This is a genomic window from Kaistia geumhonensis, from assembly GCF_030815145.1.
Taxonomy (GTDB): Bacteria; Pseudomonadota; Alphaproteobacteria; order Rhizobiales; family Kaistiaceae; genus Kaistia; species Kaistia geumhonensis.
Window position 1 is genome coordinate 633,823 of the sequence record NZ_JAUSWJ010000001.1, and the last position, 20,334, is coordinate 654,156.

20 protein-coding genes are annotated in these 20,334 nt (G+C 66.2%); 9 read left to right on the top strand and 11 right to left on the bottom strand.

The window, feature by feature from the left end; translation table 11 throughout:
- Positions 1 to 21: 21 nt before the first annotated feature.
- Positions 22 to 825, bottom strand: a complete 804-nt coding sequence (locus QO015_RS02975; RefSeq protein WP_266281558.1) for a sugar transferase — start codon at positions 823 to 825, stop codon at positions 22 to 24.
- Between the two features lie 766 nt (positions 826 to 1,591).
- On the opposite strand from QO015_RS02975, the gene QO015_RS02980 reads away from it, so the two are divergent.
- Together QO015_RS02980 and QO015_RS02985 are read left to right on the top strand one after the other, a co-directional pair.
- Positions 1,592 to 2,842, top strand: a complete 1,251-nt coding sequence (locus tag QO015_RS02980) for a porin (RefSeq protein ID WP_266281557.1) — start codon at positions 1,592 to 1,594, stop codon at positions 2,840 to 2,842.
- 107 nt (positions 2,843 to 2,949) lie between these two features.
- Positions 2,950 to 3,369, top strand: a complete 420-nt coding sequence (locus QO015_RS02985) for a DUF2177 family protein (RefSeq protein ID WP_266281556.1) — start codon at positions 2,950 to 2,952, stop codon at positions 3,367 to 3,369.
- On the opposite strand, the gene QO015_RS02990 is transcribed toward QO015_RS02985, so the two are convergent.
- The 3 genes from QO015_RS02990 to QO015_RS03000 are packed head-to-tail and all read right to left on the bottom strand — an operon-like array spanning position 3,366 to position 5,421.
- Entirely contained in the window at positions 3,366 to 4,190 is an 825-nt protein-coding gene (locus QO015_RS02990) for a DUF1295 domain-containing protein (protein WP_266281554.1), read from the bottom strand. The two genes, QO015_RS02985 and QO015_RS02990, sit on opposite strands and share 4 nt — an antisense overlap.
- A 38-nt stretch (positions 4,191 to 4,228) precedes the next feature.
- Complete coding sequence (gene chrR, locus QO015_RS02995) at positions 4,229 to 4,870, bottom strand: cadmium/peroxide/UV radiation responsive anti-sigma factor ChrR (protein WP_266281553.1); 642 nt, start codon at positions 4,868 to 4,870, stop codon at positions 4,229 to 4,231.
- Positions 4,867 to 5,421: a sigma-70 family RNA polymerase sigma factor gene (locus tag QO015_RS03000; RefSeq protein WP_266281552.1), complete on the bottom strand. Its 555-nt coding sequence runs from the start codon at positions 5,419 to 5,421 to the stop codon at positions 4,867 to 4,869. Before QO015_RS03000 ends, chrR begins: the two co-directional genes overlap by 4 nt.
- A gap of 158 nt (positions 5,422 to 5,579) precedes the next feature.
- On the opposite strand from QO015_RS03000, the gene QO015_RS03005 reads away from it, so the two are divergent.
- From QO015_RS03005 to QO015_RS03020, 4 genes are all read left to right on the top strand, one after another.
- Positions 5,580 to 6,905 carry an NAD(P)/FAD-dependent oxidoreductase gene (locus tag QO015_RS03005; protein ID WP_266281550.1) on the top strand — a complete coding sequence of 442 codons (1,326 nt, stop codon included), beginning with the start codon at positions 5,580 to 5,582 and terminating at the stop codon, positions 6,903 to 6,905.
- Positions 6,902 to 7,690 carry a DUF1365 domain-containing protein gene (locus QO015_RS03010; protein ID WP_266281549.1) on the top strand — a complete coding sequence of 263 codons (789 nt, stop codon included), beginning with the start codon at positions 6,902 to 6,904 and terminating at the stop codon, positions 7,688 to 7,690. The genes QO015_RS03005 and QO015_RS03010 overlap by 4 nt, the downstream gene beginning before the upstream one ends.
- An 8-nt stretch (positions 7,691 to 7,698) precedes the next feature.
- On the top strand, positions 7,699 to 8,925 hold the full coding sequence (locus QO015_RS03015) for an SAM-dependent methyltransferase (protein WP_266281547.1): 1,227 nt from the start codon (positions 7,699 to 7,701) through the stop codon (positions 8,923 to 8,925).
- 234 nt (positions 8,926 to 9,159) lie between these two features.
- Complete coding sequence (locus QO015_RS03020; protein WP_266281546.1) at positions 9,160 to 9,417, top strand: YjhX family toxin; 258 nt, start codon at positions 9,160 to 9,162, stop codon at positions 9,415 to 9,417.
- Between the two features lie 20 nt (positions 9,418 to 9,437).
- On the opposite strand, the gene QO015_RS03025 is transcribed toward QO015_RS03020, so the two are convergent.
- Genes QO015_RS03025 through gatC form a run of 3 tightly spaced genes read right to left on the bottom strand, consistent with a single transcriptional unit; the run spans position 9,438 to position 11,573 of the window.
- The gene (locus QO015_RS03025; protein WP_266281545.1) at positions 9,438 to 9,746 is read right to left on the bottom strand and encodes a chorismate mutase; all 309 of its coding nucleotides are present in this window, start codon (positions 9,744 to 9,746) and stop codon (positions 9,438 to 9,440) included.
- A 6-nt stretch (positions 9,747 to 9,752) separates the two neighbouring features.
- Positions 9,753 to 11,237: an Asp-tRNA(Asn)/Glu-tRNA(Gln) amidotransferase subunit GatA gene (gene gatA / locus QO015_RS03030; RefSeq protein WP_266281544.1), complete on the bottom strand. Its 1,485-nt coding sequence runs from the start codon at positions 11,235 to 11,237 to the stop codon at positions 9,753 to 9,755.
- 48 nt (positions 11,238 to 11,285) lie between these two features.
- The gene (gene gatC, locus QO015_RS03035; RefSeq protein WP_266281543.1) at positions 11,286 to 11,573 is read right to left on the bottom strand and encodes an Asp-tRNA(Asn)/Glu-tRNA(Gln) amidotransferase subunit GatC; all 288 of its coding nucleotides are present in this window, start codon (positions 11,571 to 11,573) and stop codon (positions 11,286 to 11,288) included.
- 150 nt (positions 11,574 to 11,723) lie between these two features.
- Here gatC and QO015_RS03040 point away from each other — a divergent pair, with 150 nt between their 5' ends.
- On the top strand, positions 11,724 to 12,998 hold the full coding sequence (locus tag QO015_RS03040) for a DNA polymerase IV (protein WP_266282497.1): 1,275 nt from the start codon (positions 11,724 to 11,726) through the stop codon (positions 12,996 to 12,998).
- A gap of 12 nt (positions 12,999 to 13,010) precedes the next feature.
- Here QO015_RS03040 and QO015_RS03045 read toward each other — a convergent pair whose 3' ends face one another.
- From QO015_RS03045 to eno, 3 genes are all read right to left on the bottom strand, one after another.
- On the bottom strand, positions 13,011 to 14,228 hold the full coding sequence (locus QO015_RS03045; RefSeq protein WP_266281541.1) for an alpha/beta hydrolase family protein: 1,218 nt from the start codon (positions 14,226 to 14,228) through the stop codon (positions 13,011 to 13,013).
- Positions 14,229 to 14,324: 96 nt separating this feature from the next.
- On the bottom strand, positions 14,325 to 14,942 hold the full coding sequence (locus QO015_RS03050; protein WP_266281540.1) for a helix-turn-helix domain-containing protein: 618 nt from the start codon (positions 14,940 to 14,942) through the stop codon (positions 14,325 to 14,327).
- Between the two features lie 218 nt (positions 14,943 to 15,160).
- Entirely contained in the window at positions 15,161 to 16,438 is a 1,278-nt protein-coding gene (gene eno / locus QO015_RS03055; RefSeq protein WP_266281539.1) for a phosphopyruvate hydratase, read from the bottom strand.
- Between the two features lie 501 nt (positions 16,439 to 16,939).
- Here eno and QO015_RS03060 point away from each other — a divergent pair.
- Both QO015_RS03060 and QO015_RS03065 read left to right on the top strand, forming a co-directional pair.
- Positions 16,940 to 18,028 carry a Ppx/GppA phosphatase family protein gene (locus QO015_RS03060; RefSeq protein ID WP_370877387.1) on the top strand — a complete coding sequence of 363 codons (1,089 nt, stop codon included), beginning with the start codon at positions 16,940 to 16,942 and terminating at the stop codon, positions 18,026 to 18,028.
- Entirely contained in the window at positions 18,025 to 18,798 is a 774-nt protein-coding gene (locus QO015_RS03065) for an RlmE family RNA methyltransferase (RefSeq protein ID WP_266281536.1), read from the top strand. The genes QO015_RS03060 and QO015_RS03065 overlap by 4 nt, the downstream gene beginning before the upstream one ends.
- On the opposite strand, the gene QO015_RS03070 is transcribed toward QO015_RS03065, so the two are convergent.
- Positions 18,799 to 20,247, bottom strand: a complete 1,449-nt coding sequence (locus QO015_RS03070) for a DHA2 family efflux MFS transporter permease subunit (RefSeq protein WP_266281535.1) — start codon at positions 20,245 to 20,247, stop codon at positions 18,799 to 18,801. It lies immediately after the preceding gene.
- Between the last annotated feature and the right edge of the window lie 87 nt (positions 20,248 to 20,334).

Here is a 20,334-nt window from a genome sequence, read left to right on the forward strand (position 1 = left end):
ACGCCTCTCGGCGACGACGCCTCAGAAGGCGTTTGCGTGCAGCAGAGACGTCGGCGTCAGCAGAAGGATCTTGACGTCGTAGAGCGGCGTCCACTTGCGGATATAGGCGCGGTCACACCGCAGGCGCATCTGGATCTTGTTCATCGCATCCGTCGGTCCGCGATGACCCTCGATCTGCGCGAGGCCCGTGAGGCCGGGGCGAACGAGGTGCCGGTCGGCATAGTTCGGCAGGATGCGTCCGAAGGTGTCGTCCATCGGCACCGCATGCGGACGCGGCCCGACCAGAGACATGTCGCCCTTCAGCACATTGAAGAGCTGCGGGAGTTCGTCGAGGCTGGTGCGACGCAGGAAGGCGCCGACGCGCGTAATGCGGTTGTCGCCAGCCGAAACCTGCTTGAAGGCGCCGTGCGTCTCCATCACGGACATCGACCGGAACTTCAGGAGAGTGAAAATCTCCCGACCGACGCCGTAGCGCTTCTGCCGGAAAAGCACCGGCCCCTTGCTTTCCAGTTTGACCGCGATCGCGATCATGACCAGCACCGGGGCCAGCACGAGGAGAAGGCCGGCAGCACCAACGATGTCCAGCAGCCTCTTGAAGGTGGAGGCATTGATATCGGCCGCCTTCTTGGCCAGCCTTGCGCTGGGCACCGCCTCCTGATCAGCGATATTTTCCGCGCCGCGGAAGAGACCAACGGCCGGTACGTCCTGAGCAAGCGCCTGAGCGGAATCGTCAAAATACATCGGTAGTCCCCGCGGATCGCCCGATTTTGCGATGCACCATTTTCGGTGCAGAGCAGCATGGACGTTTTGTAACCCCAGCTCCACGAGCGGGCAAGCGCCTTTTTTCGGCTTCCGAAGTGGAGTCGTGCCCGTTCTCGAGGCAGACACCCCGCGCCGGAGCGCAAAGACTATGAGCTGGATAAGGCCTTAATGCGGCTGGCATTCCGACTTCCGTCCCGAGTCACGGCGAGCAGTATTGCCCGACCTGATCTGAAGCCGCCCCTCGCAGCTCCAGACATTCCCACGCGACGAACCGGAGGTCCGCTCGTCGTCGATCCACAGATCGCCGCCAAGCCGACCGTTCAATCACCCACGCCGACTGGCCGCGGATTTCCCTGCTCCCGAAATCCGCCTGCCCGTCGCAACATGATTTGTTCAGCATTATCGAGATTTTGCAAGTGGCTGCGGTGTCACACAGGCCACTTTGGAAGCTGTGGTCGACGCCAGGCGGAAGCTCGCCCAAAACGAGCAACAACCCGACGCTGGTTGTATGAGTCTTGTATCGTTAACCGGCTTGTCGTTTTACTGTCATTTTCGCCGCCAGACGCGCTGAGACATTTGCGCCACAGAGCCTTGTCGTAAGATGAGGACGGAGATTGTGACACGTTCTTCACATGCCGAAGACGGAAGCTGTGGCTAGTCTCCCGGCAACCCGATGCGAGGGGTCGCAACGGGCGACGGCTTCTAAAAAGGCCGGTGAATACAGCAAATGGGGGCACCCGGCCTACGGATAAGCTTGGACGGCGGAAGACTTCCGCTTTCCGGCGTGTTTCGGTTCGTGCCGAGGGTCTTCCTCAGGAAGAGGTCAGACATGAATTTCAAGCATCTGCTTCTCGGCTCCGCCGCGGCGATCTTCGCCGCCGGCAGCGCGCAGGCCGCGGATCTCACGGTCGCCGAGCCGGTGGACTACGTGAAGGTGTGCGACGCCTTCGGCAAGGGCTTCTTCTACTCGCCCGGCACTGACACCTGCATCAAGGTCGGTGGCTATGTGAAGTTCGGCACCGCCTTCGGCGACACCGATTTCGGCATCTACAACTCGATCTATCCGAACAGCAACTGGTCGAACTTCTACACCGAGGCCTCGGTCCAGTTGACCGCGTCGTCGGTCACCGAGTTCGGCAACCTCACCGGTTTCCTGGACTATCGCGCCAAGACGGGCAATGCCGGCAACTTCTCGCAGTCGGCGACGCAGATCATCAACTCGGCCACCAATTCGGCCTATGTTGACAGCGCCTGGCTCTCGATCGGCCCGGTCAAGGCCGGCCGCTTCACCTCGCTGTTCGATTTCGGCCGGGGCTACACCGACACCGGCGCCTTCGGTTCCGACACCAAGACCGACCACATCCAGTTCACCTACGCCATCAACGGGGTCGGCCTCGCGCTCTCCATCGAGGACCAGCGCGACCGTGGCGCCGCACCGGGCGACCTGACCCTCGGCGGCCAGGACAATATCCCCGACATCGTCGGCGCCCTGACCTATGCTTCGGGTATCTTCTCCGCGAAGATCGCCGCCGCCTATGTCAACGACGCTATCGACCGCACCGGCACCGGCACGGCCCTCAATCCCTATTTCTACGATGCGCAGGATGGCTGGGCGGTCGGCGGCAGCGCCGAATTCTCGCTCGACAGCTTCTCGAAGGGCGACAAGTTCTTCGTCACGGCTTCGTATGGCGACAACGCCAACTCCTACACCGGCATCGCCGGCGGCACCTCGGTGGCCGGCATCGTGGGCAACGGCGCCAACTCGATCGACGCGAATTTCTTCGCGGCCGTGGCGCCTGGTTCGAGCTGGTCGGCTCTCGCTTCCTACAAGCATGTCTGGACCCCGGCCGTCTGGTCGGCGGTTTCGGGCGGTTACGCCTCCTATGATGGCGACGGCTATTTCGACAACACCACGATCGACGCCTATCGTCTCGTCGCGTCGACCGGCTGGACCCCGGTCAACGGACTCGACCTGATGCTCGACGGCCAGTATTCGCATGCCGACATCGATCGCGGCGTCGCCGACGATACCGACGGCGACATCTGGGCCGTGAACCTCTGGATGAAGCGCTCCTGGTAAGCGCATCGAGGCCGCGCCTTTTGCGCACCTCGTGACACAATGCGGCCGGCGGGACGATCCAGTTCCGCCGGCCGTTCGTTTCTCGTGGGAACTCCAGAGAGGATCCCATGCTTTATCCCGTCTCCTATGTCGTCACGCTCGTGATCTTCGCCGCCATCGACAGCGTCTGGCTCGGAACGATGGCGGCGCGAATCTACCGGCCCCTGCTCGGCGACCTTCTGATCGACGGTTTCCGTCCGGTGCCGGCGATCATCTTCTACCTGCTCTATGCCGCCGGTCTCGCCTGGTTCGCGGTGCTGCCGGCGCTGCGGAGCGGCGAAACGGCGAGCGTGTTCGTCACGGGCGCCCTGCTCGGCCTCTTCGCCTACGGCACCTACGACCTCACCAACTACGCGACCATGCGCGGCTGGGGGACGACCATCACCGTCATCGACATGGCCTGGGGAACGCTGCTCAGCGGCGTGACGGCCCTGCTCGCGGTTCTCGCGGTGCGGATGATCGGCCGCTGGACGGGAATGGCGATCTAGCTCGTCCGCCGCGGACGACGAGGAAAGAAGGCCGGCACGCGTTCCGCATAGCGACGGAATGCGTCCGGCCTGCTGGCGGCGAGATGCTGTTCCAGGAGCGGAATGCCGGAGACATGGACCAGCAGCCAATACATGAGCAGCGGTCCGACCAGCGACAGCCATCCGAGAGGGTAGCCGAGCCCGATCGCCATCGCCGGATAGGCGCACCAGCCCAGCCACTCGAAGAAATAGTTGGGATGTCGCGACCAGGCCCACAGCCCGGTATCGCAGATGCGGCCGTGCTCGCCTGCATGCGCCTCGCGGAAGGCGCGCATCTGCCGGTCGGCGACCGACTCGCCCAACACGGCGGCGGCGAAGACGACGATCGCAAGGCCGTCTTGCCAGGTAAGGCCCGGCCGCGGATTCTGGGCCGCGGCCAGCACCGGAAGCGTCAGCAGCCAGCCGGCGCCGGCCTGAATCAGCAGGAAAACATAGAGGCGGCGCTGGAAGTCCGCGCCCCATTCGCGCCGGAGCGCCGCATAGCGGGCATCCTCCTCCGTCGCCGCGCGCGAGCGCGCCGCGATATGGCTCCCGAGCCGGATCGACCAGACCGCCACGGCGAGGGCGACGATGAGTTGGCGCGTCGTCGGCCATCCCGTCCCGGCGACCGGCAGCAAAGCCACCACGAGGCAGGCCGCGCCCGTTCCGAACGACCAGAACGCGTCAGACCATCCGGCATTGCCGGTGCGGCGTTGCACCAGCCATGCAGAAGTCATGGCAGCGACGAGAACGATCGCGGCAGCGATCAGTCCGACAAAAAGCGTCGCGAGGTTGGCCGACATGGCTGGAAGCTCCGAGAGGAGCCCCGTCCGACCCCTTGCTAGAGCCGGACGAAGGGCTGGATCATGCGGCCGACGAGGCCGGACAGGCGGATCTGGCCGTCGAGCGCGACAAGGCAAAGGCAGGGGATGTCCGAGTCGACGACAGGCTGATGGTCCGTCGCCGTATCGGCCTCCTCGAAATCGCCAGGGCCGAAATGGCCGCTCTCGTCGCGATAGGAGCCTTCGAGGACCAGGGTCATCTCGACGCCGTCATGCGTGTGCTGCGGCATCTTGCGACCGGGCCCGATGCTGAACATGAGAACGCGGCAATCCCCGTCCTTCGGCACGCCGACGCTGCGCACGCGTGTACCCGGACCGAGCCAGCGCCAGGGGCCGAGCGGATAGCGCCGCAGCGGCTCCGGCAGGTCGGACATGTCGTTCATCGGCAACTCGGCGCCGGCCTCGCCGCCATCGGCGTCGATGCGGGCCATCATCCGGCCGAGCGAGTCGGCGGAGAGCGCCGTCGGCGAAAGGCTGCCGAGAAGAGCGCCTCCGAGCGCCTGAAGATCGGCGACGAAACGCTCCGACTCGGGGCAGAGCGCGATATGGGCAGCAACGACGGCCGCTTCGGGCGCGCGCAGCGTCCCGGCCGCATAGGCCAGAAGGGTTTCCTCGGCGGGAATATGGACAATCCTCGTCATTGCGTCTCGCTCAGCAGGCTCCGGAGCTTGATCACGGCCAGACGCAGACGCGATTTGACCGTTCCAAGCGGAATGCCGAGTTCGCGCGCGATCTCGGCATGAGCCTTCTCGTGGAAATAGGACAGTTTGATCAGCCGGGCCTGATCGTCGGATAGGGCCGAGAGCGCCGATCCGACCCGGATCGTATCGTCCGCACCGGCAAGGATCGCGTCCGGCGTCAGCGGATCGTCCGGCAGCTCCGTGATGTCTGGCTCGCGACTGTCGAGCTTCTCGCGGCGGAGCGCGTCGATGCGCAGATTGCGGGCGATGGTGAACACCCAGGTCGATGCGCCGGCGCGACGCGGATCGAACAGGCTGGCCTTTCGCCAGACCGTCAACATCGCTTCCTGCGCGAAATCCTCGGCCGCCGAGGGAGCTGCCCCGGCGCGCATGAGATAGGTCTTCAGCCGCGGCGCGAAATGCTCGAAGAGCCGGGCGAAGGCCGCGCGGTCGCGGTTCAACCCCACAGCCTCGATAAGGCGCCCAAGCTCGGCCGAGTCGGGTTGCTGCATCAGCAACGCCCCCTGCTCCACCTGCCGTCTCGTTCTTCGACCGACATCCTGGTTCATGCCCCCTCTTACGGACGGATATCGCGTTCGGATCATGCATCCAATCCTCGATCGCGACCGTATGTGTCATCACCAGCAACGATGGCGATGGAGCATCAAGCGTGAGCGAAGGACGGCGCCTCAGGATAGCGGTGATCGGCTCGGGTATTTCCGGGCTTTCCGCCGCGTGGCTGCTGTCGAGCCGTCACGAGGTCACGCTGTATGAGCGCGGCGACCGGCTCGGTGGCCATTCCAATACGGTGACGGCCAGGCTCGGCGACACTTCGGTGCCGGTCGATACCGGCTTCATCGTCTACAACGAGCCGGCCTATCCGAACCTCACGGCGCTGTTCGAACATCTCAATATTGCGACCAAGCCGTCCGACATGTCCTTCGCGGTCTCGCTGCGGGGCGGCGGCCTCGAATATTCCGGGACCGGCCTCGGCGGCATCTTCGCGCAGAAGACGAACCTGGTGCGGCCGGCCTATTGGTCGATGCTGCGCGACATCCTGCGATTCTACCGCGAGGCGCCGAAGGATCTTTCGGCCGTAGCCGACGGCCCGACGATCGGTGACTATCTCGCCATGAAGGGCTACAGCACGGCGTTCCGTGACGATCACCTGCTGCCGATGGCGGCCGCCATCTGGTCGGCGCCCGCCGACCGCATCCTCGATTATCCCGCCGCAGGCTTCGTCCGTTTCTGCATCAATCACGGACTGCTCCTCGTCAGGGGCCGCCCCGAATGGCGCACCGTCGACGGTGGCAGCCGCCGCTACGTCGAGGCCTTCGCGTCGCTGCTCGCCGGCTCGCTGCGGCTCGGCTGCGGGGTCCGGCGCATCACCCGCAGCGCAAACGCCGTGACCGTGCATGATTCGCGCGGCGGGTCGGAGAGTTTCGATCACGCCGTGCTGGCGACCCACGCAGACCAGGCGCTCGCGCTCATCGACAATCCCGACCGCGAGGAAACGGCGCTGCTCGGCGCCTTCAAATACAGCCGCAACCTCGCGGCGCTCCATCTGGACGAGAGCCTGATGCCGAAGCGCAAGGGCGTCTGGTCGAGCTGGAACTATATCGAGCATGGAGACGCCCTCACAGTAACCTATTGGATGAACCAGCTTCAGGGCATCCCGGGGCGCAACCTCTTCGTCACCCTCAATCCGCCGCGTCCGCCGCGATCCGGAACGCTCGTTCACAGCGAAGTCTACGAGCATCCGATCCTCGATGCTTCGGCGACGGCGGCCCAGGCGCCGCTCTGGGCGATGCAGGGTCGGCGGCGGCTCTGGTTCTGCGGCGCGCATTTCGGGGCCGGCTTCCACGAAGACGGGCTCCAGTCGGGCCTTGCCGTCGCCGAACGTCTCGGCGGCGTCAGGCGGCCGTGGCGTGTCGCCAACGAGAACGGCCGGATTCCTGCCTCGCTGCCGATCGTTCCGGCGGAGGCTGCCGAATGAGCGGCGCCTCGGCGCTCTTCACCGGAAAGGTGACGCATCGGCGCGCAAGGCCGCGCCGGCACGCGCTGAAATACCGCGTATTCTGGATGCTGCTCGACCTCGACGAGATCGAGGCGCTAGACGCCCGGCTGCGCGTATTCTCCCGTAACCGCTTCAACCTCCTGTCCTTCCACGATGCCGACCATGGATGGGATGGACGCGGCTCGCTGCGTCAGCAGATCGAGCGCCGGCTCGTCTCGGCGGGCATCGCGCCGCCCGCTGGACCGATGCGCCTCCTCACGATGCCCCGCGTGCTCGGATACGTATTCAACCCCATCAGCATTTTTTTCTGCCATCATGCAGACGGCCGGGTGGGAGCGATCGTTTACGAAGTGAACAACACCTTCGGACAGCGGCATTTCTATATTGCGCCGGCGGGCGAGGACGCGGCGGCCGGCGCCGTACTTCGCCATGGCTGCCGCAAGGAATTCTACGTCTCCCCCTTCATGGGCATGGATCTCTCCTACGATTTCACCGTGCGCGTCCCCGATGATCAGGTGGCGCTCGGCGTGAACGGCTTCGACGCCGACGGACTCGTGATCGCAACGGCGATGTCGGGCGTCCGGCGGCCGATGACCGATGCCGGCCTCTTCGGCGCGCTCGTGAGCCACCCTCTGCTGACGCTGAAGGTCATCGCCGGCATTCATTACGAGGCGCTGAAGCTGTGGCTGAAGGGCGTTCCACTGACGCGCCGCCCTGCCCCGCCCGCCGACGCAGTCACCCTGATTCCCGAAAGACAAGCCTGAGAGGTCGCATGTCGGTACGCGAGCGCATGATCGAATCGAGACCGGGCATCGGCGCGCGACTGCTGCCCGACTTCGCTGGGCCGCTGGTGCGCATGCTGACGCGGGGGCTCAGGCACGGCCGCCTCGTCGTCGTGACACCGGCCGGCAGCCGAGTCGAGCGCCAGGGCGCTCTCGACGGTCCCGAAGCCACGATCTCGATCGCGAACATCCGGGCGCTGCGCCGCGTGCTCACCGGGGGAGCGACCGGCTTCGCCGAGGGCTACATAGCGGGCGACTGGTCGTCGCCAAACCTGCCTGCTCTGATCGAGCTTCTCGCGCTCAACGAGGAATCGCTTGGATCGCCAGCAGAAGGCTTCTTCGCGTCGCGTCTCCGGCGCCGCCTCGAGCACCGCGGGCGGAGAAACACCCGAGAAGGAAGCCGGCGAAATATCAGCTTCCACTATGATCTCGGCAACGATTTCTACGAGCGCTGGCTTGATCGCGGCATGCAGTATTCCTCTGCGATCCGCGCGGACGGTGACACGCTCGAGACGGCGCAGCAGCGCAAGCTCGACCGGATCGTCGATCTTCTCGACCTTGCCGGCGGCGAGCGTGTGCTCGAGATCGGTTGTGGCTGGGGGGCCGTCGCGGAGCGGCTCGCGGCGGAGAAATCCTGTGCCGTGACCGGCGTCACGCTCTCGACCGAGCAGCTCTCCTATGCGCGGGCGAGACTGGCCGGCGCCGCGCTTTTGGCCGATCTGCGCCTCCAGGACTATCGTGACGTCGACGGCGTGTTCGACCGCATCGTGTCGGTCGAGATGATCGAGGCGGTGGGCGAGGAATACTGGCCCTCCTACTTCGAGACGCTCTGGAGGCGACTCGCGCCGGGTGGCAAGGCGGTGATCCAGTCGATCCTCATCGACGAGAACCGGTTCGAGGCCTATCGGCGCAATCCCGATTTCATCCAGACCTACATCTTCCCGGGCGGAATGCTGCCCACCCCCGCCATGCTGAAGGCGCAGGCCCGCGCGGCCGGTCTCGTGCTCGCACATGAGGAACTGCATGGCGCGAGCTATGCATGGACGCTCGCCGAATGGCGGACACGCTTCCACGCCGCCTGGCCGCAGATCGAGAAGATGAAGTTCGACACGCGTTTCCGCCGGCTGTGGGACTACTACCTCGCCTATTGTGAGGGCGGGTTCCGGGCCGGAGCGATCGATGTCGGCATCTATGTCCTCGAGAAGCCGGCCGCCTGAGGCAGCGTTGCCGGCGCGCAACGCCGGCCCGCGGTCGGACCGAAGCAGCCTCCATGTCCTTGCGCAGCGCGGCAACGCTCGCTAGATGACTGCTGTCCGACAGGAGTTTGGATGTTTACCACGTCAGAGTCCCGCTGATCCCCTGCCCGTGCGGCAGGGAAAGAAGCCCGAGAGCGATGCGCTCCCGGCCCGCTGACACGCGGCTTCGATCACCGGCACTTCGACGTTTCCATCATGAACATTTCCAAACGCGAGCAGCGCGTGCTGCACGCACTCGCTCAGGGCGGCCTCATCCAGCATCTAAAGGGCGAGGACGGCCGCATCATAGAGGTCGATTGCATCACTCGTGACGGCTGGCGGCTCGCCGATGTCACGCTCGACCTCTTCCAGAGGCTGCGCCGACGCAGCTTCATCGCGTCAAGCAGCGGCGGACCCTATCGCATCACGCGGCAGGGCCTGTTCGCCGTCAGGGCGCAGCTCGACAACAGATGACGCAAGAATGCCGGCGGTGCTCAGGCGCCGCCGGTCCTCTGGGCGATCGCCTCGCGCTCATACTCGATGTTCCAATCGATGAGCGTTGTCCACAGCGATCGGGCGAGACCAGGATCGAGCCCCAGATCGGTCGCGCGTTCAGCGACCCGCGCGAGCACTTCCTCGACGCGGGCCGGAACCAGCGCCTCGTCGGGTGACGTCTTGAGCTCGGCCATGCGCCGCACATAGCCGAAACGCCGCGCGAGCAGGATCACCAGTTCCGTGTCCAGGCGATCGATCTCGGTGCGGATGTCAGCTTTGGTCTGGCACTCTGCCGGAGACTTCGCCATGGCCGATCACCACCAACGGGTCGGCGAGAAGGTGCCGGCCGCGTCCTCGATGACATGGCCGAGGCGGAACAGCGTCTCCTCCTCGAACGGACGGCCGATCAGTTGCAGTCCGAGCGGCAACCCACTCTTGTCGAGACCGCCCGGCACCGCGATGCCCGGCAGGCCGGCCATGTTCACCGTCACCGTGAAGACGTCGTTCAGATACATCTCGACAGGCGAGGCCATCGCCATCTCGGCGAGGCCGAAGGCGGCCGACGGTGTTGCAGGCGTCAGCACCGCATCGACTCCGGCGGCGAAGGCGACGTCAAAATCGTTCTTGATCAGCGTGCGGATCTTCTGCGCTCTGACGTAGTAGGCGTCGTAATAGCCGGCCGAGAGGACATAGGTGCCGATCAGGATGCGGCGCTTCACCTCGCGGCCAAAGCCGGCAGCGCGGGTGTTCTCGTACATGCCGACGATATCCTCGCCCGGCACGCGAAGCCCGTAGCGAACGCCGTCATAGCGCGCGAGATTGGACGAAGCCTCGGCCGGAGCCACGATGTAGTAGGCCGGCAGAGCATATTTCGTGTGCGGCAGCGAGATGTCGACGATCTCGGCGCCGGCGGCCTTGAGCCAGTCGATGCCCTGCTGCCAGAGCGCCTCGATCTCGGCCGGCATGCCGTCGATGCGATACTCGCGCGGAATGCCGATCCGCAGCCCTTTCACCGACTGGCCGACCGATCCCTCGTAGTCGCCGACCGGAAGATCGACCGAAGTCGTGTCCTTGGGATCGACGGAGGCCATCGACTTCAGCAGGATCGCTGCGTCGCGGACATTGCGGGCGATCGGTCCGGCCTGATCGAGCGACGAGGCGAAAGCAACGATGCCCCAGCGTGAGCAGCGCCCATAGGTCGGCTTGATGCCGACGGTGCCGGTGAAAGCCGCGGGCTGGCGGATGGAGCCGCCAGTGTCGGTCGCCGTCGCGCCGGCGCAAAGCCGCGCCGCGACCGCCGCCGCGGAACCGCCAGAGGAGCCACCCGGAACGAGCGGAAGGTTCGATCCCTCCTTGCGCCAGGGATTGGTGACGGGGCCGTAATAGGAACTCTCGTTGGACGAGCCCATCGCGAACTCGTCCATGTTAAGCTTGCCGAGCATGACCGCGCCGTCGGCCCAGAGATTGGCGGTGACGGTCGACTCGTAGGTTGGCTTGAAGGCGGAGAGGACGTTGGACGCCGCCTGGGTGTGCACGCCTTCGGTCGCGAACAGGTCCTTGACGCCGATCGGCACGCCCTCGAGCGGGCGCTGCTCGCCGGCCGCGAGACGAGCGTCGGAGGCCTCGGCCATCGCCAGCGCCTTCTCCGGCGTCTCGACGATATAGGCATTGAGCGAGCGCGCGGCCTCGATTGCCGCGATATAGGCCTTGGTGAGCTCGACCGCGGAGAAGGACCGGGCCGCGAGGCCGTCGCGGATCTCGGCTATGGAAAGGGCGGTCAGGTCGTCGGCACGGGTCATCGGTATCGCCTTGCAGAAATCGGTTCGGGTCGCGGGCGGCGGTGACGCCTATTCGATGACCTTGGGCACCATGAAGAAGCCGTCGTCGGACGCGGGCGCGTTGGCGACAACCTTCTCCGCATAGAAGCCGTCCGTCACGACGTCGTCGCGCATCTTCATGCGTTGTGCGACGACCGAGTTGAGCGGCTCGACATTGGCGACATCGACCTCGTTCAATTGCTCGACAAAGCCGAGGATCGCGTTCAGCTCCGACTGGAACGACACCGCCTCCTCCTCCGAGATGGCAATGCGGGCGAGTCGGGCGACGCGCTTGACGGTGGCGATGTCGACGGACATGGTCGGTTCCCTGCGGTGGACGGGGCCGCCCGGAGCGGCCGGACCCGCTATATCACCGCCGCTTGCCGCGCCGCAACCAAGTGCGGGAATTGTGGGCGGACGGACGGTCGTCTAGGCTCGCGGGCTGCGCCGAAGCTTCCGACCGCGATGATGAACGCCGCACCTCAGCCAGCCTTCTGTCGCGACTGTTTCACCCCGGCGGGCCTCGGGCGACGCTGCCGCGCCTGCGGTTCGCCGCGCATCCTCGGTCATGACGAACTGTTCGCGCTCTCGGTCGCACATATCGACTGCGATGCCTTCTATGCCTCGATCGAGAAGCGCGACGATCCGAGCCTCGCCGACAAGCCTGTGATCATCGGCGGCGCGCGGCGCGGCGTCGTCTCGACCGCCTGCTACATCGCGCGCATCAAGGGCGTGCGCTCGGCGATGCCGATGTTCCAGGCGCTGAAGCTCTGCCCTGACGCGGTCGTCATTCGGCCGAACATGGAGAAATACGTCGCCGTCGGGCGGGAAATCCGCGAGCGGATGCTGAGGATGACGCCACTCGTCGAGCCGATCTCGATCGACGAGGCATTCCTCGACCTCTCGGGCACCGAGAAGCTGCACGGCGCGCCGCCGGCCGTCTTGCTCGCCCGCTTCGCACGGAGCATCGAGAAGGAGATCGGCATCACCGTGTCGGTCGGCCTCTCCTTCAACAAGTTCCTCGCCAAGATCGCCTCGGACCAGGACAAGCCGCGCGGCTTCTCTGTCATCGGTCGCGCCGAGGCCGTCGGGTTTCTCGCGCCGCAGCCGGTTTCGCTGATCTGGGGCGTCGGCAAGGCGTTCGAGCGGCGGCTGGCCGAGGACGGCATCCGCACGATCGGCCAATTGCAGCGGATGGAAGAAACGGAGCTCGCGCGGCGCTATGGCTCGATGGGCCTCCGCCTTGCCCGTCTCGCCCGCGCCGACGACCGCCGGGCTGTGGATCCCCGCCACGACGCCAAGTCGATAGGCGCCGAGACGACCTTCAACGACGACATCGCCGAGCTTGCCGACCTCCGCCCGATCCTGCGCCGGCTCTGCGAAAAGGCGGCCGGGCGGCTGAAGCGCGCCGGCCTCGCCGCGCACACGGTGACGCTGAAGCTGAAGAGCGCGGACTTCAAGCTGCGCACCCGCGCGCGTCATCTTTCCGATCCGACAAAGCTGGCGGACCGGATCTTCCGTTCGGCCGAGGAACTCCTCGCCCGCGAGATCGACGGCACCGCCTATCGGCTGATCGGCGTCTCGCTTTCGCAGTTCGCCGACCCGGTCCTGGCCGACCCCGACGATCTCCTCGACCCGGCCGCCGCCAAGCGCGCGGCGGCGGAGGCGGCGATCGACAAGGTCAGAGACCGCTTCGGCCGCGGGGCGGTGGAACACGGCCTAACGTTCCGTCGCGAGACCTGAGCCCCAGGGCCCTCAGAGACCGTCGAACCAGCTCTTCCAGAGCGGCACCGACTTGGCATAGGTGCCGCGATGGGTCGTCTCGCCGGTCGAGACGGCCTCGACCGCCGTGTTGCCGCTGCCGATCGCCTGCTGATAGGTCATCGCGAGCCGGCCGAGATTGGTCGGAATGGCCTCATCGGACTCACCATAGAAGTTGCGGACCGGCGTGCGGATGATCCAGCGATAGACATCGTTTCCCGCGGCCAGACGGCCAAGCACGGAACGACCGAAGAAAGTCGGATCGAAATAATCCTTCCGCACCAGTTCGCTGACCTTGGTCGGGATATCCTTCGCCTCCACCGGCTCCCGCTCGTAAAGCTTGCGCGCCGCCTCGTAGTATTCGTCCTTGATGAGCGACCGGGCGAGGCCGGGAACGCCGTAGTAGTTCTCGTAGGAGAAGGCGGCGAGGATGAAGATGGTCGGCATCCAGGTCGCGTCGTTCTCGCGCGGGAAATCGAGATTACCGCTGAGCAGCGCATAGACGTCGACCGGCGCGCTGGCCGTTGCCGCGGCGTCGACCTTGACGCCGCTTTCTTCCAGCCTCTGAAGGAAGGCCATGGTGACGTAGCCGCCCTGCGACCAGCCGCCGAGGAAGAGCTTCGTCGTCTCGATCCCGAGGTGCTCGAGCACGGCGTTCGATGCCAGCAGCATGTCGAAGGGCGCCTGCTGCTGGCTCGCCTTCACGACATAGCCCTCCGGCTCGGTTGACGCGCCCATGCCGAAATAGTCGGCGCCGATCACGACATATCCCTGGCCGGCGAACTGGGCGAGGGCTAGCTGCGTCTCGGTCGATTGCTCCGGGAAGGAGGGAACCTGCTCTTTCCCGTACACCGTCCCGTGCTGGTAGGAGAGCAGCGGGAAGCTCTTGCCCCCCGTATCGGGGACGGCAAGGAGACCGGTCGCGACGATCGGCTGGTTGCCCTTCTCCGGAACCACCGAGCCGTAGGTGATCCGATAGAGCCGGACCGCGTTCACGGCGGGCGTATAGGTCACGTCGATGCCGAAAAAGGCCGGCGCGTCCTTGGTGAGGATGCCGTTCAGCTTCGCCGCATCCCAGCGGCCGATCTCCTCATAGCTGACGGTAGACGAGACCCTCACAGGGGCGCCGGAGGCGCCGGCCGGCGCTGGCCCGCCCAAGATCAGGAATGCCATGGCCGCAAGAACGGCGGCGAGGCGCGCGACAGACGTCATCTCGATGTCTCCGGATAGCGGCGGACGGGATCGATTGGAGCACCGGACGATGATCGGTCCGCCGTTCCGTCACGGTCAAGCGATCCCTGGTGGTGGTCAGGGCGCGGCGCCGTTCCGCGCGGCGCCGTCGCGCTGGAAGATCTGCGGCATGATGCGGTGATACTCGTCGAAGAGCTGCTGCGTGCTGACGACGAGCAGTTCGAGCAGCGCACCGCTCTCGTTCAGCAGCCGATGCGGACGAGCGGTGGAGAAATGCAGCGAGTCGCCCGGCTGGAGCTCGAAGATGACGCCCTCGATGACGTAACGGGCGGTGCCGGCGAGGGTATAGGTGAGTTGCTCGCCCGGGAAAGCGAAGGTCCGTGACTGGAAAGGCGCCGGCAGGGTCAGCTTGATGGCCGTCAGCATCTGGCCGGGATAGCTCGTCGACAGCCGCTCATAGGCCGCGGCGCTGTCGCGCACCTGATGCGCCACCCGACCCTCGCTACGCGAGACGGCGATCGGAAGATCGGGCTGGTGCAGGATGGATCCAATCGTGGTGTCGAGCGCCCCGGCGATTTCGGTCAGCGAATCGAGCGACGGGCGGGTGATGTTCCGCTCGACCTGGCTGAGGAAGCCGACGGAGAGTCCGCAGAGCTGGGCGACGCGCTGCAGGGTCAGCCGCCGCTGGCGGCGCATGTCGCGAATGCGCTGCCCAATGTCGGGGCTCTGGCTCATACGACGGCGCGTCCGCCGCTCGGCGCGGGATACTCCGCGATCATCCGCTCACCCGACATGTGTCGTCCGGGCGGACATCGGTGGTCAGACGGCACGGCCGTTGCCGTGCCGTGATCTAGCCGCGGAAATGCGCGATACGTGTCCGCAGCGACTCGCGTCCCGGTAGATGAGACGCGAGTCTAGGCACAACCGACGCGCTTGTCACCGTCGCGGCGGCGTCAGGCCTTGAGGATGCCGCGGCCGGCATACTCGCCCTGAATGCCGAGCTGCTCTTCGATGCGGATGAGCTGGTTGTACTTGGCGGTCCGGTCCGAGCGGGCCAGCGAGCCGGTCTTGATCTGCCCGCAATTCGTGGCGACCGCGAGATCGGCGATGGTCGAATCCTCCGTCTCGCCCGAACGGTGAGACATGACGGCGGTGTAGGCCGCCTTGTGCGCCATCGAGACGGCATCGAGGGTTTCGGTCAGCGAGCCGATCTGGTTGACCTTGACGAGGATCGAGTTGGCGGTGCCCGACTTGATGCCGCGCGAAAGGCGGGTCGTGTTGGTCACGAAGAGATCGTCGCCGACGAGCTGAACCTTCTTGCCGATCGCGTCGGTGAGCTGCTTCCAGCCCGCCCAGTCGTCCTCGCTCATGCCGTCCTCGATCGAGATGATCGGGAACTTGGCGGCGAGATCGGCGAGATAGGCGACCTGCTCGTCGATCGAGCGCGTGACGCCCTCGCCTTCATAGACATATTTGCCGTCCTTGAAGAACTCGGTCGCGGCGCAGTCGAGGCCGAGATAGATGTCCTCGCCCGGCTTGTAGCCGGCCTTCTCGATCGCCTTGGTGACGAAGTCGAGCGCGGCGACCGCCGACGGCAGGTTCGGCGCGAAGCCGCCCTCGTCGCCGACATTGGTGTTGTGACCGGCGTCCTTGAGCGCCTTCTTCAGCGTGTGGAAAACCTCCGAGCCCCAGCGGACCGCCTCGGCCAGCGAAGGGGCGCCGACCGGGAGGATCATGAATTCCTGGAAGTCGATCGGATTGTCGGCATGGGCGCCGCCATTGATGATGTTCATCATCGGGACCGGCAGAACCTTGGCATTGACGCCGCCGACATAGCGGTAGAGCGGCTGGCCGGCCGCCTGGGCCGCCGCCTTGGCGAGCGCGAGGCTGACGCCGAGGATCGCGTTGGCGCCGAGGCGCGACTTGTTCGGGGTGCCGTCGAGCTCGATCATCGTCGTGTCGATGAGAGCCTGGTCCTCGGCCTCCATGCCGCCGATGGCGTCGAAGATCTCGGTGTTCACCGCTTCAACAGCCTTCAGGACACCCTTGCCCTGATAGACCGACTTGTCGCCGTCGCGCAGCTCGACGGCCTCATGCGCGCCGGTCGAGGCGCCCGAGGGCACGGCGGCGCGGCCCAGCGAGCCGTCCTCGAGCAGCACATCGACCTCGACCGTCGGATTGCCGCGGCTGTCGAGGATCTGGCGGGCGGTGATGTCGATGATCGCGGTCATGTCGTGTCCTTGTGGCAGGCGGCGGAAGACGTCGACCGCTTCTAGCGCGGCCTTCGCGGCTGCGGAAGCCCTCGAAAGGGCCGCCAATCCGCGGCTTGCCTGCCATGGCGGCATGACGAAACCATGACGCAGGCGCCGCGCGGTGCTGGTCCACCGGAGGGGCGCGCTTGTACCGGCGCGCCATGCTGCTTACACTCTTGGCCAACTACGCACTCGATGAGCCGCGCGCCGGACGGTTTCCGCGCCGCAGCGGCTGAGGATCTTGAAGTGACGATATCGGGCGAGGAACCGCTTCACGCGGATTCCGGGGCGCCCGCAAGGGGTGCGCCGGCTGGCGCCGACCCTGTGGTGTCCCGTGACGGACACGGACCGGCTGCCGGTCCGGCTCCGTCGAAGAAGAAGGGCCGCCGCCGCAAGAAGCGGCGACCCGTCTATGCAGCGGGCGCCGAGGCGCGCGTCGGGCAGACACCAGGGCCTCGCGCAGCCGAGCGCAGGCCTGCCGTGCCGCCTCAACCCATTCAGAAGCCGTCCCCTCCCCGGCCCACCGCGCCGCCGATTGCGTCGCGCAGCCAGGGGGACGGCCTTTACGCCGCGCTCGATCTCGGCACCAACAACTGCCGGCTCCTCATCGCGCGGCCGCGCGATCGCGGCTTCCATGTCGTCGATGCCTTCTCGCGCATCGTGCGCCTCGGCGAAGGCGTCGGACGCAGCGGGCGGCTCGGCGACGCGGCGATGGACCGGGCCGTCGAAGCTCTCCGCATCTGCGAATCCAAGCTTCGTGACCGCGGCGTCTCGCGGCGGCGCCTGATCGCGACCGAGGCCTGCCGCGCCGCCGAGAACGGCGCGCATTTCCTCGATCGCGTCCAGTCCGAGACCGGCCTTTCGCTCGAGATCGTCAGCCGCGAGACCGAGGCCCGACTCGCCGTTGCCGGCTGCGCCTCCCTGATCGACCCGAACACCAGCGGTGCGCTGCTGTTCGATATCGGCGGCGGCTCGTCGGAACTCGTGTGGATCGACCTGACCCGCCCGGCCGACCGCAACCGCCGCCGCATGTCGGACCGGATCCGTACCTGGGTGTCGCTACCGGTCGGCGTGGTCACGCTCAGCGAGCGCCATGGCGGCGAGCTGGTCGACGAGCGCGTGTTCGAGGCTATGGTGGCCGAGGTCGCGGCGATGCTCGCCGCCTTTCCAGAGGCGGCGGCGCTCGACAAGGCAATCGCCGGGGGCAACCTCCACATGCTCGGCACTTCGGGCACCGTCACGACGCTGGCCGGCGTGCATCTCGGCCTGCCGCGCTACGACCGCCGCAAGGTCGACGGAACCTGGCTGTCGGCCGACGAGGTCAACCGCATGATGGCGGTGATCACCGGCATGGACTACGCCGCGCGTGTGGCCAATCCTTGCATCGGTCGTGAGCGCGCCGATCTCGTTCTCGCCGGCTGCGCGATTCTGGAGGCGATCCGCCGGCGTTGGCCCTGCCAGCGCCTGCGCGTCGCCGATCGCGGCCTGCGCGAGGGCATCCTCGTTGAAATGATGTCGGAGGACGGCGTCTGGCGCCGCGCGGCACGACAGGGCGGGCGGACGCAATGAAGACTCCTGGGGGCAAAGGCACGGGCAAGGGACCGGGTGGGCGCGAACTGACGGTTCGTGTGAAGACGGCGCGTGGCCGCACGGCTTCTTCCACCCGTTGGCTCGAACGCCAGCTCAACGATCCCTATGTCGCCCGCTCGAAGCGCGAGGGCTATCGATCGCGCGCCGCCTACAAGCTGATCGAGATCGACGACAAGCATCACATCCTGGCGCCCGGCATGAAGGTCGTCGACCTTGGGGCAGCGCCCGGCGGCTGGTCGCAGGTCGCGGTCGAACGCGTCCGTTCGTCGGACACCGATCCGCATGTCGTCGCCATCGACTATCTGGAGATGGACCAGCTTCCGGGCGTCATCCTGTTCCAGAAGGACTTTCTCGACGAGGACGCACCCGCCGCGCTCAAGGCGGCGCTGGGCGGCCCGGCCGATGTCGTGCTTTCCGACATGGCGGCGCCGACGACCGGCCACCAGCAGACCGATCACCTGCGTACCACCTACCTCTGCGAGGTCGCCGCCGACTTCGCGCTCGATGTGCTGAAACCGGGCGGCTCGTTCCTGTCGAAGGTCTTTCGCGGTGGCGCCGAGAGTTCGCTGCTGACGACGCTCAAGCAGAACTTCGCGACCGTCCATCACCTGAAGCCGCCGGCGAGCCGAGCCGGCTCGGTGGAACTCTTCATCCTTGCCAAGGGCTTCAAGGGTCGCCGCGCCGCACAGGCCGACGAGCCGGAAGGTCACGACGACGGCCCCGGCGAGGACGAGAGCTGGCGCCCCTGATCAGGCGCGCTCGCGCATCGCCGTCACCGGATCCGGGGCGAGCGGCTTCGGCTTCAGTTTGCGGCCGGCCATCTCCTCGCCGGCATTGCGCGGCATGCGCATGAAGAAGATCGCCGAACTCATTGATATCAGGCCGATGGCGATGAAGGCCGGGTGGAAGGTACCGACCTCAATCGTTCCATCGGTGCCGGCCAGCGAAAGCTCCAGCGCAATGGCGCCGACCGAGACGCCGATCGACATGGCGAGCTGCTGAAAGACGCTGGTGAGGCTGGTCGCGCGGCTCATGCGCGCCTGAGGCACATCCGCGAAGGACAAGGCATTGGCGCTCGTGAATTGCAGCGAGCGGAAGAAACCGCCGATGAACAGCAGCGCCGTGATGAGATGCAGCGGCGTGCCAATGTCGAAGGCGGCTGGCATGCCGATGAAGATTGCCGCGATGAAGGAATTGGCGATGAGCACGCTGCGGAAGCCGAACCGGCGCAGGAGCGGCGGCGCAACGAACTTCATCGCGATGGCGCCAATGGCCGAGACGAACGTGATCGAGCCCGACTGGAACGGCGTCAGCCCGTATCCCAGCTGCAGCATCAGCGGTAGCAGGAAGGGCATGGCGCCGATGCCGATGCGGAACAGCAGGCCGCCGATGACGCTGGCCCGAAAGCTCGGAATGGCGAACAGCGACAGGTCGAGGATCGGGTTGGCGAGGCGCCGGCTGTAGACGACATAGGCGACCAGCAGCCCGCCTCCGCCCAGCAGCAGCGCCAGCACATAGGGCAGCGGCATGAGGTTGAGACCGAGCGAGGTCGAGCCCGTGACGAAGCCGGCGATGCCGAAGCTGGACAGCACGAAGCCCGGATAATCGAACGGCACGCGCTCCTCGCCGCGGATGTCGGGAATGTAGAGTGTCGCAAGGAAGAGACCGAGGATGCCGATCGGCACGTTGATCCAGAAGATCCAGCGCCAGTCGAAATAGGTCGTGATGAAGCCGCCGAGCGGCGGTCCGACGACCGGACCGATCAGCGCCGGAACGGTCAGCCAGGCGAGCGCGCCGACGAGTTCGGACTTCTGCACCGAGCGCAGGATCACCAGCCGTCCGACCGGAACCATCATGGCACCGCCGAGGCCCTGCAGGATTCGGTATGCGACGATCTCCTCGATCGAGTTGGATAGGCCGCAGCAGATCGAGCCGAGCGTGAACAGGACGATCGCGACGCGGAAGACGGTTCGGGCGCCAAAGCGATCAGCCACCCAGCCGGATGCTGGGATGAAGACCGCGATGGTGAGGAGATAGGAAGTCAGCGCGAGCTTCAGGTTGATGGGACTGATGCCGAAGTCTCGCGCGATCGTCGGCAGGGCCGTGGCGAGAACGGTCGAATCCAGATTCTCCATGAACAGCGCGCAGGCGACGATCAGCGGAAGGAGAATGCGGTCAGGCAGCAGGCGGGCGGGCATTGCATGGCGTCCGGGCGTTCGCAGGCCGGCGCATGGCGTGGCTGCTGCGGAAGGATGATGCCGGACTCGCTTGTCGGGCGGGTCGTG

Bases quoted from the DNA above. Each gene is read 5' to 3' on its own strand.
- QO015_RS03040 (WP_266282497.1), top strand. From the start codon at position 11,724: ATGAACGCCGCACCTCAGCCAGCCTTCTGTCGCGACTGTTTCACCCCG.
- eno (WP_266281539.1), bottom strand. From the start codon at position 16,438: ATGACCGCGATCATCGACATCACCGCCCGCCAGATCCTCGACAGCCGC.
- QO015_RS03070 (WP_266281535.1), bottom strand. From the start codon at position 20,247: ATGCCCGCCCGCCTGCTGCCTGACCGCATTCTCCTTCCGCTGATCGTC.
- QO015_RS03050 (WP_266281540.1), bottom strand. From the start codon at position 14,942: ATGAGCCAGAGCCCCGACATTGGGCAGCGCATTCGCGACATGCGCCGC.
- QO015_RS02980 (WP_266281557.1), top strand. From the start codon at position 1,592: ATGAATTTCAAGCATCTGCTTCTCGGCTCCGCCGCGGCGATCTTCGCC.
- QO015_RS03045 (WP_266281541.1), bottom strand. From the start codon at position 14,228: ATGACGTCTGTCGCGCGCCTCGCCGCCGTTCTTGCGGCCATGGCATTC.
- gatC (WP_266281543.1), bottom strand. From the start codon at position 11,573: ATGTCCGTCGACATCGCCACCGTCAAGCGCGTCGCCCGACTCGCCCGC.
- QO015_RS03010 (WP_266281549.1), top strand. From the start codon at position 6,902: ATGAGCGGCGCCTCGGCGCTCTTCACCGGAAAGGTGACGCATCGGCGC.
- QO015_RS03025 (WP_266281545.1), bottom strand. From the start codon at position 9,746: ATGGCGAAGTCTCCGGCAGAGTGCCAGACCAAAGCTGACATCCGCACC.
- QO015_RS02990 (WP_266281554.1), bottom strand. From the start codon at position 4,190: ATGTCGGCCAACCTCGCGACGCTTTTTGTCGGACTGATCGCTGCCGCG.
- chrR (WP_266281553.1), bottom strand. From the start codon at position 4,870: ATGACGAGGATTGTCCATATTCCCGCCGAGGAAACCCTTCTGGCCTAT.
- QO015_RS03015 (WP_266281547.1), top strand. From the start codon at position 7,699: ATGTCGGTACGCGAGCGCATGATCGAATCGAGACCGGGCATCGGCGCG.
- QO015_RS03020 (WP_266281546.1), top strand. From the start codon at position 9,160: ATGAACATTTCCAAACGCGAGCAGCGCGTGCTGCACGCACTCGCTCAG.
- QO015_RS03000 (WP_266281552.1), bottom strand. From the start codon at position 5,421: ATGCAGCAACCCGACTCGGCCGAGCTTGGGCGCCTTATCGAGGCTGTG.
- QO015_RS03065 (WP_266281536.1), top strand. From the start codon at position 18,025: ATGAAGACTCCTGGGGGCAAAGGCACGGGCAAGGGACCGGGTGGGCGC.
- gatA (WP_266281544.1), bottom strand. From the start codon at position 11,237: ATGACCCGTGCCGACGACCTGACCGCCCTTTCCATAGCCGAGATCCGC.
- QO015_RS02985 (WP_266281556.1), top strand. From the start codon at position 2,950: ATGCTTTATCCCGTCTCCTATGTCGTCACGCTCGTGATCTTCGCCGCC.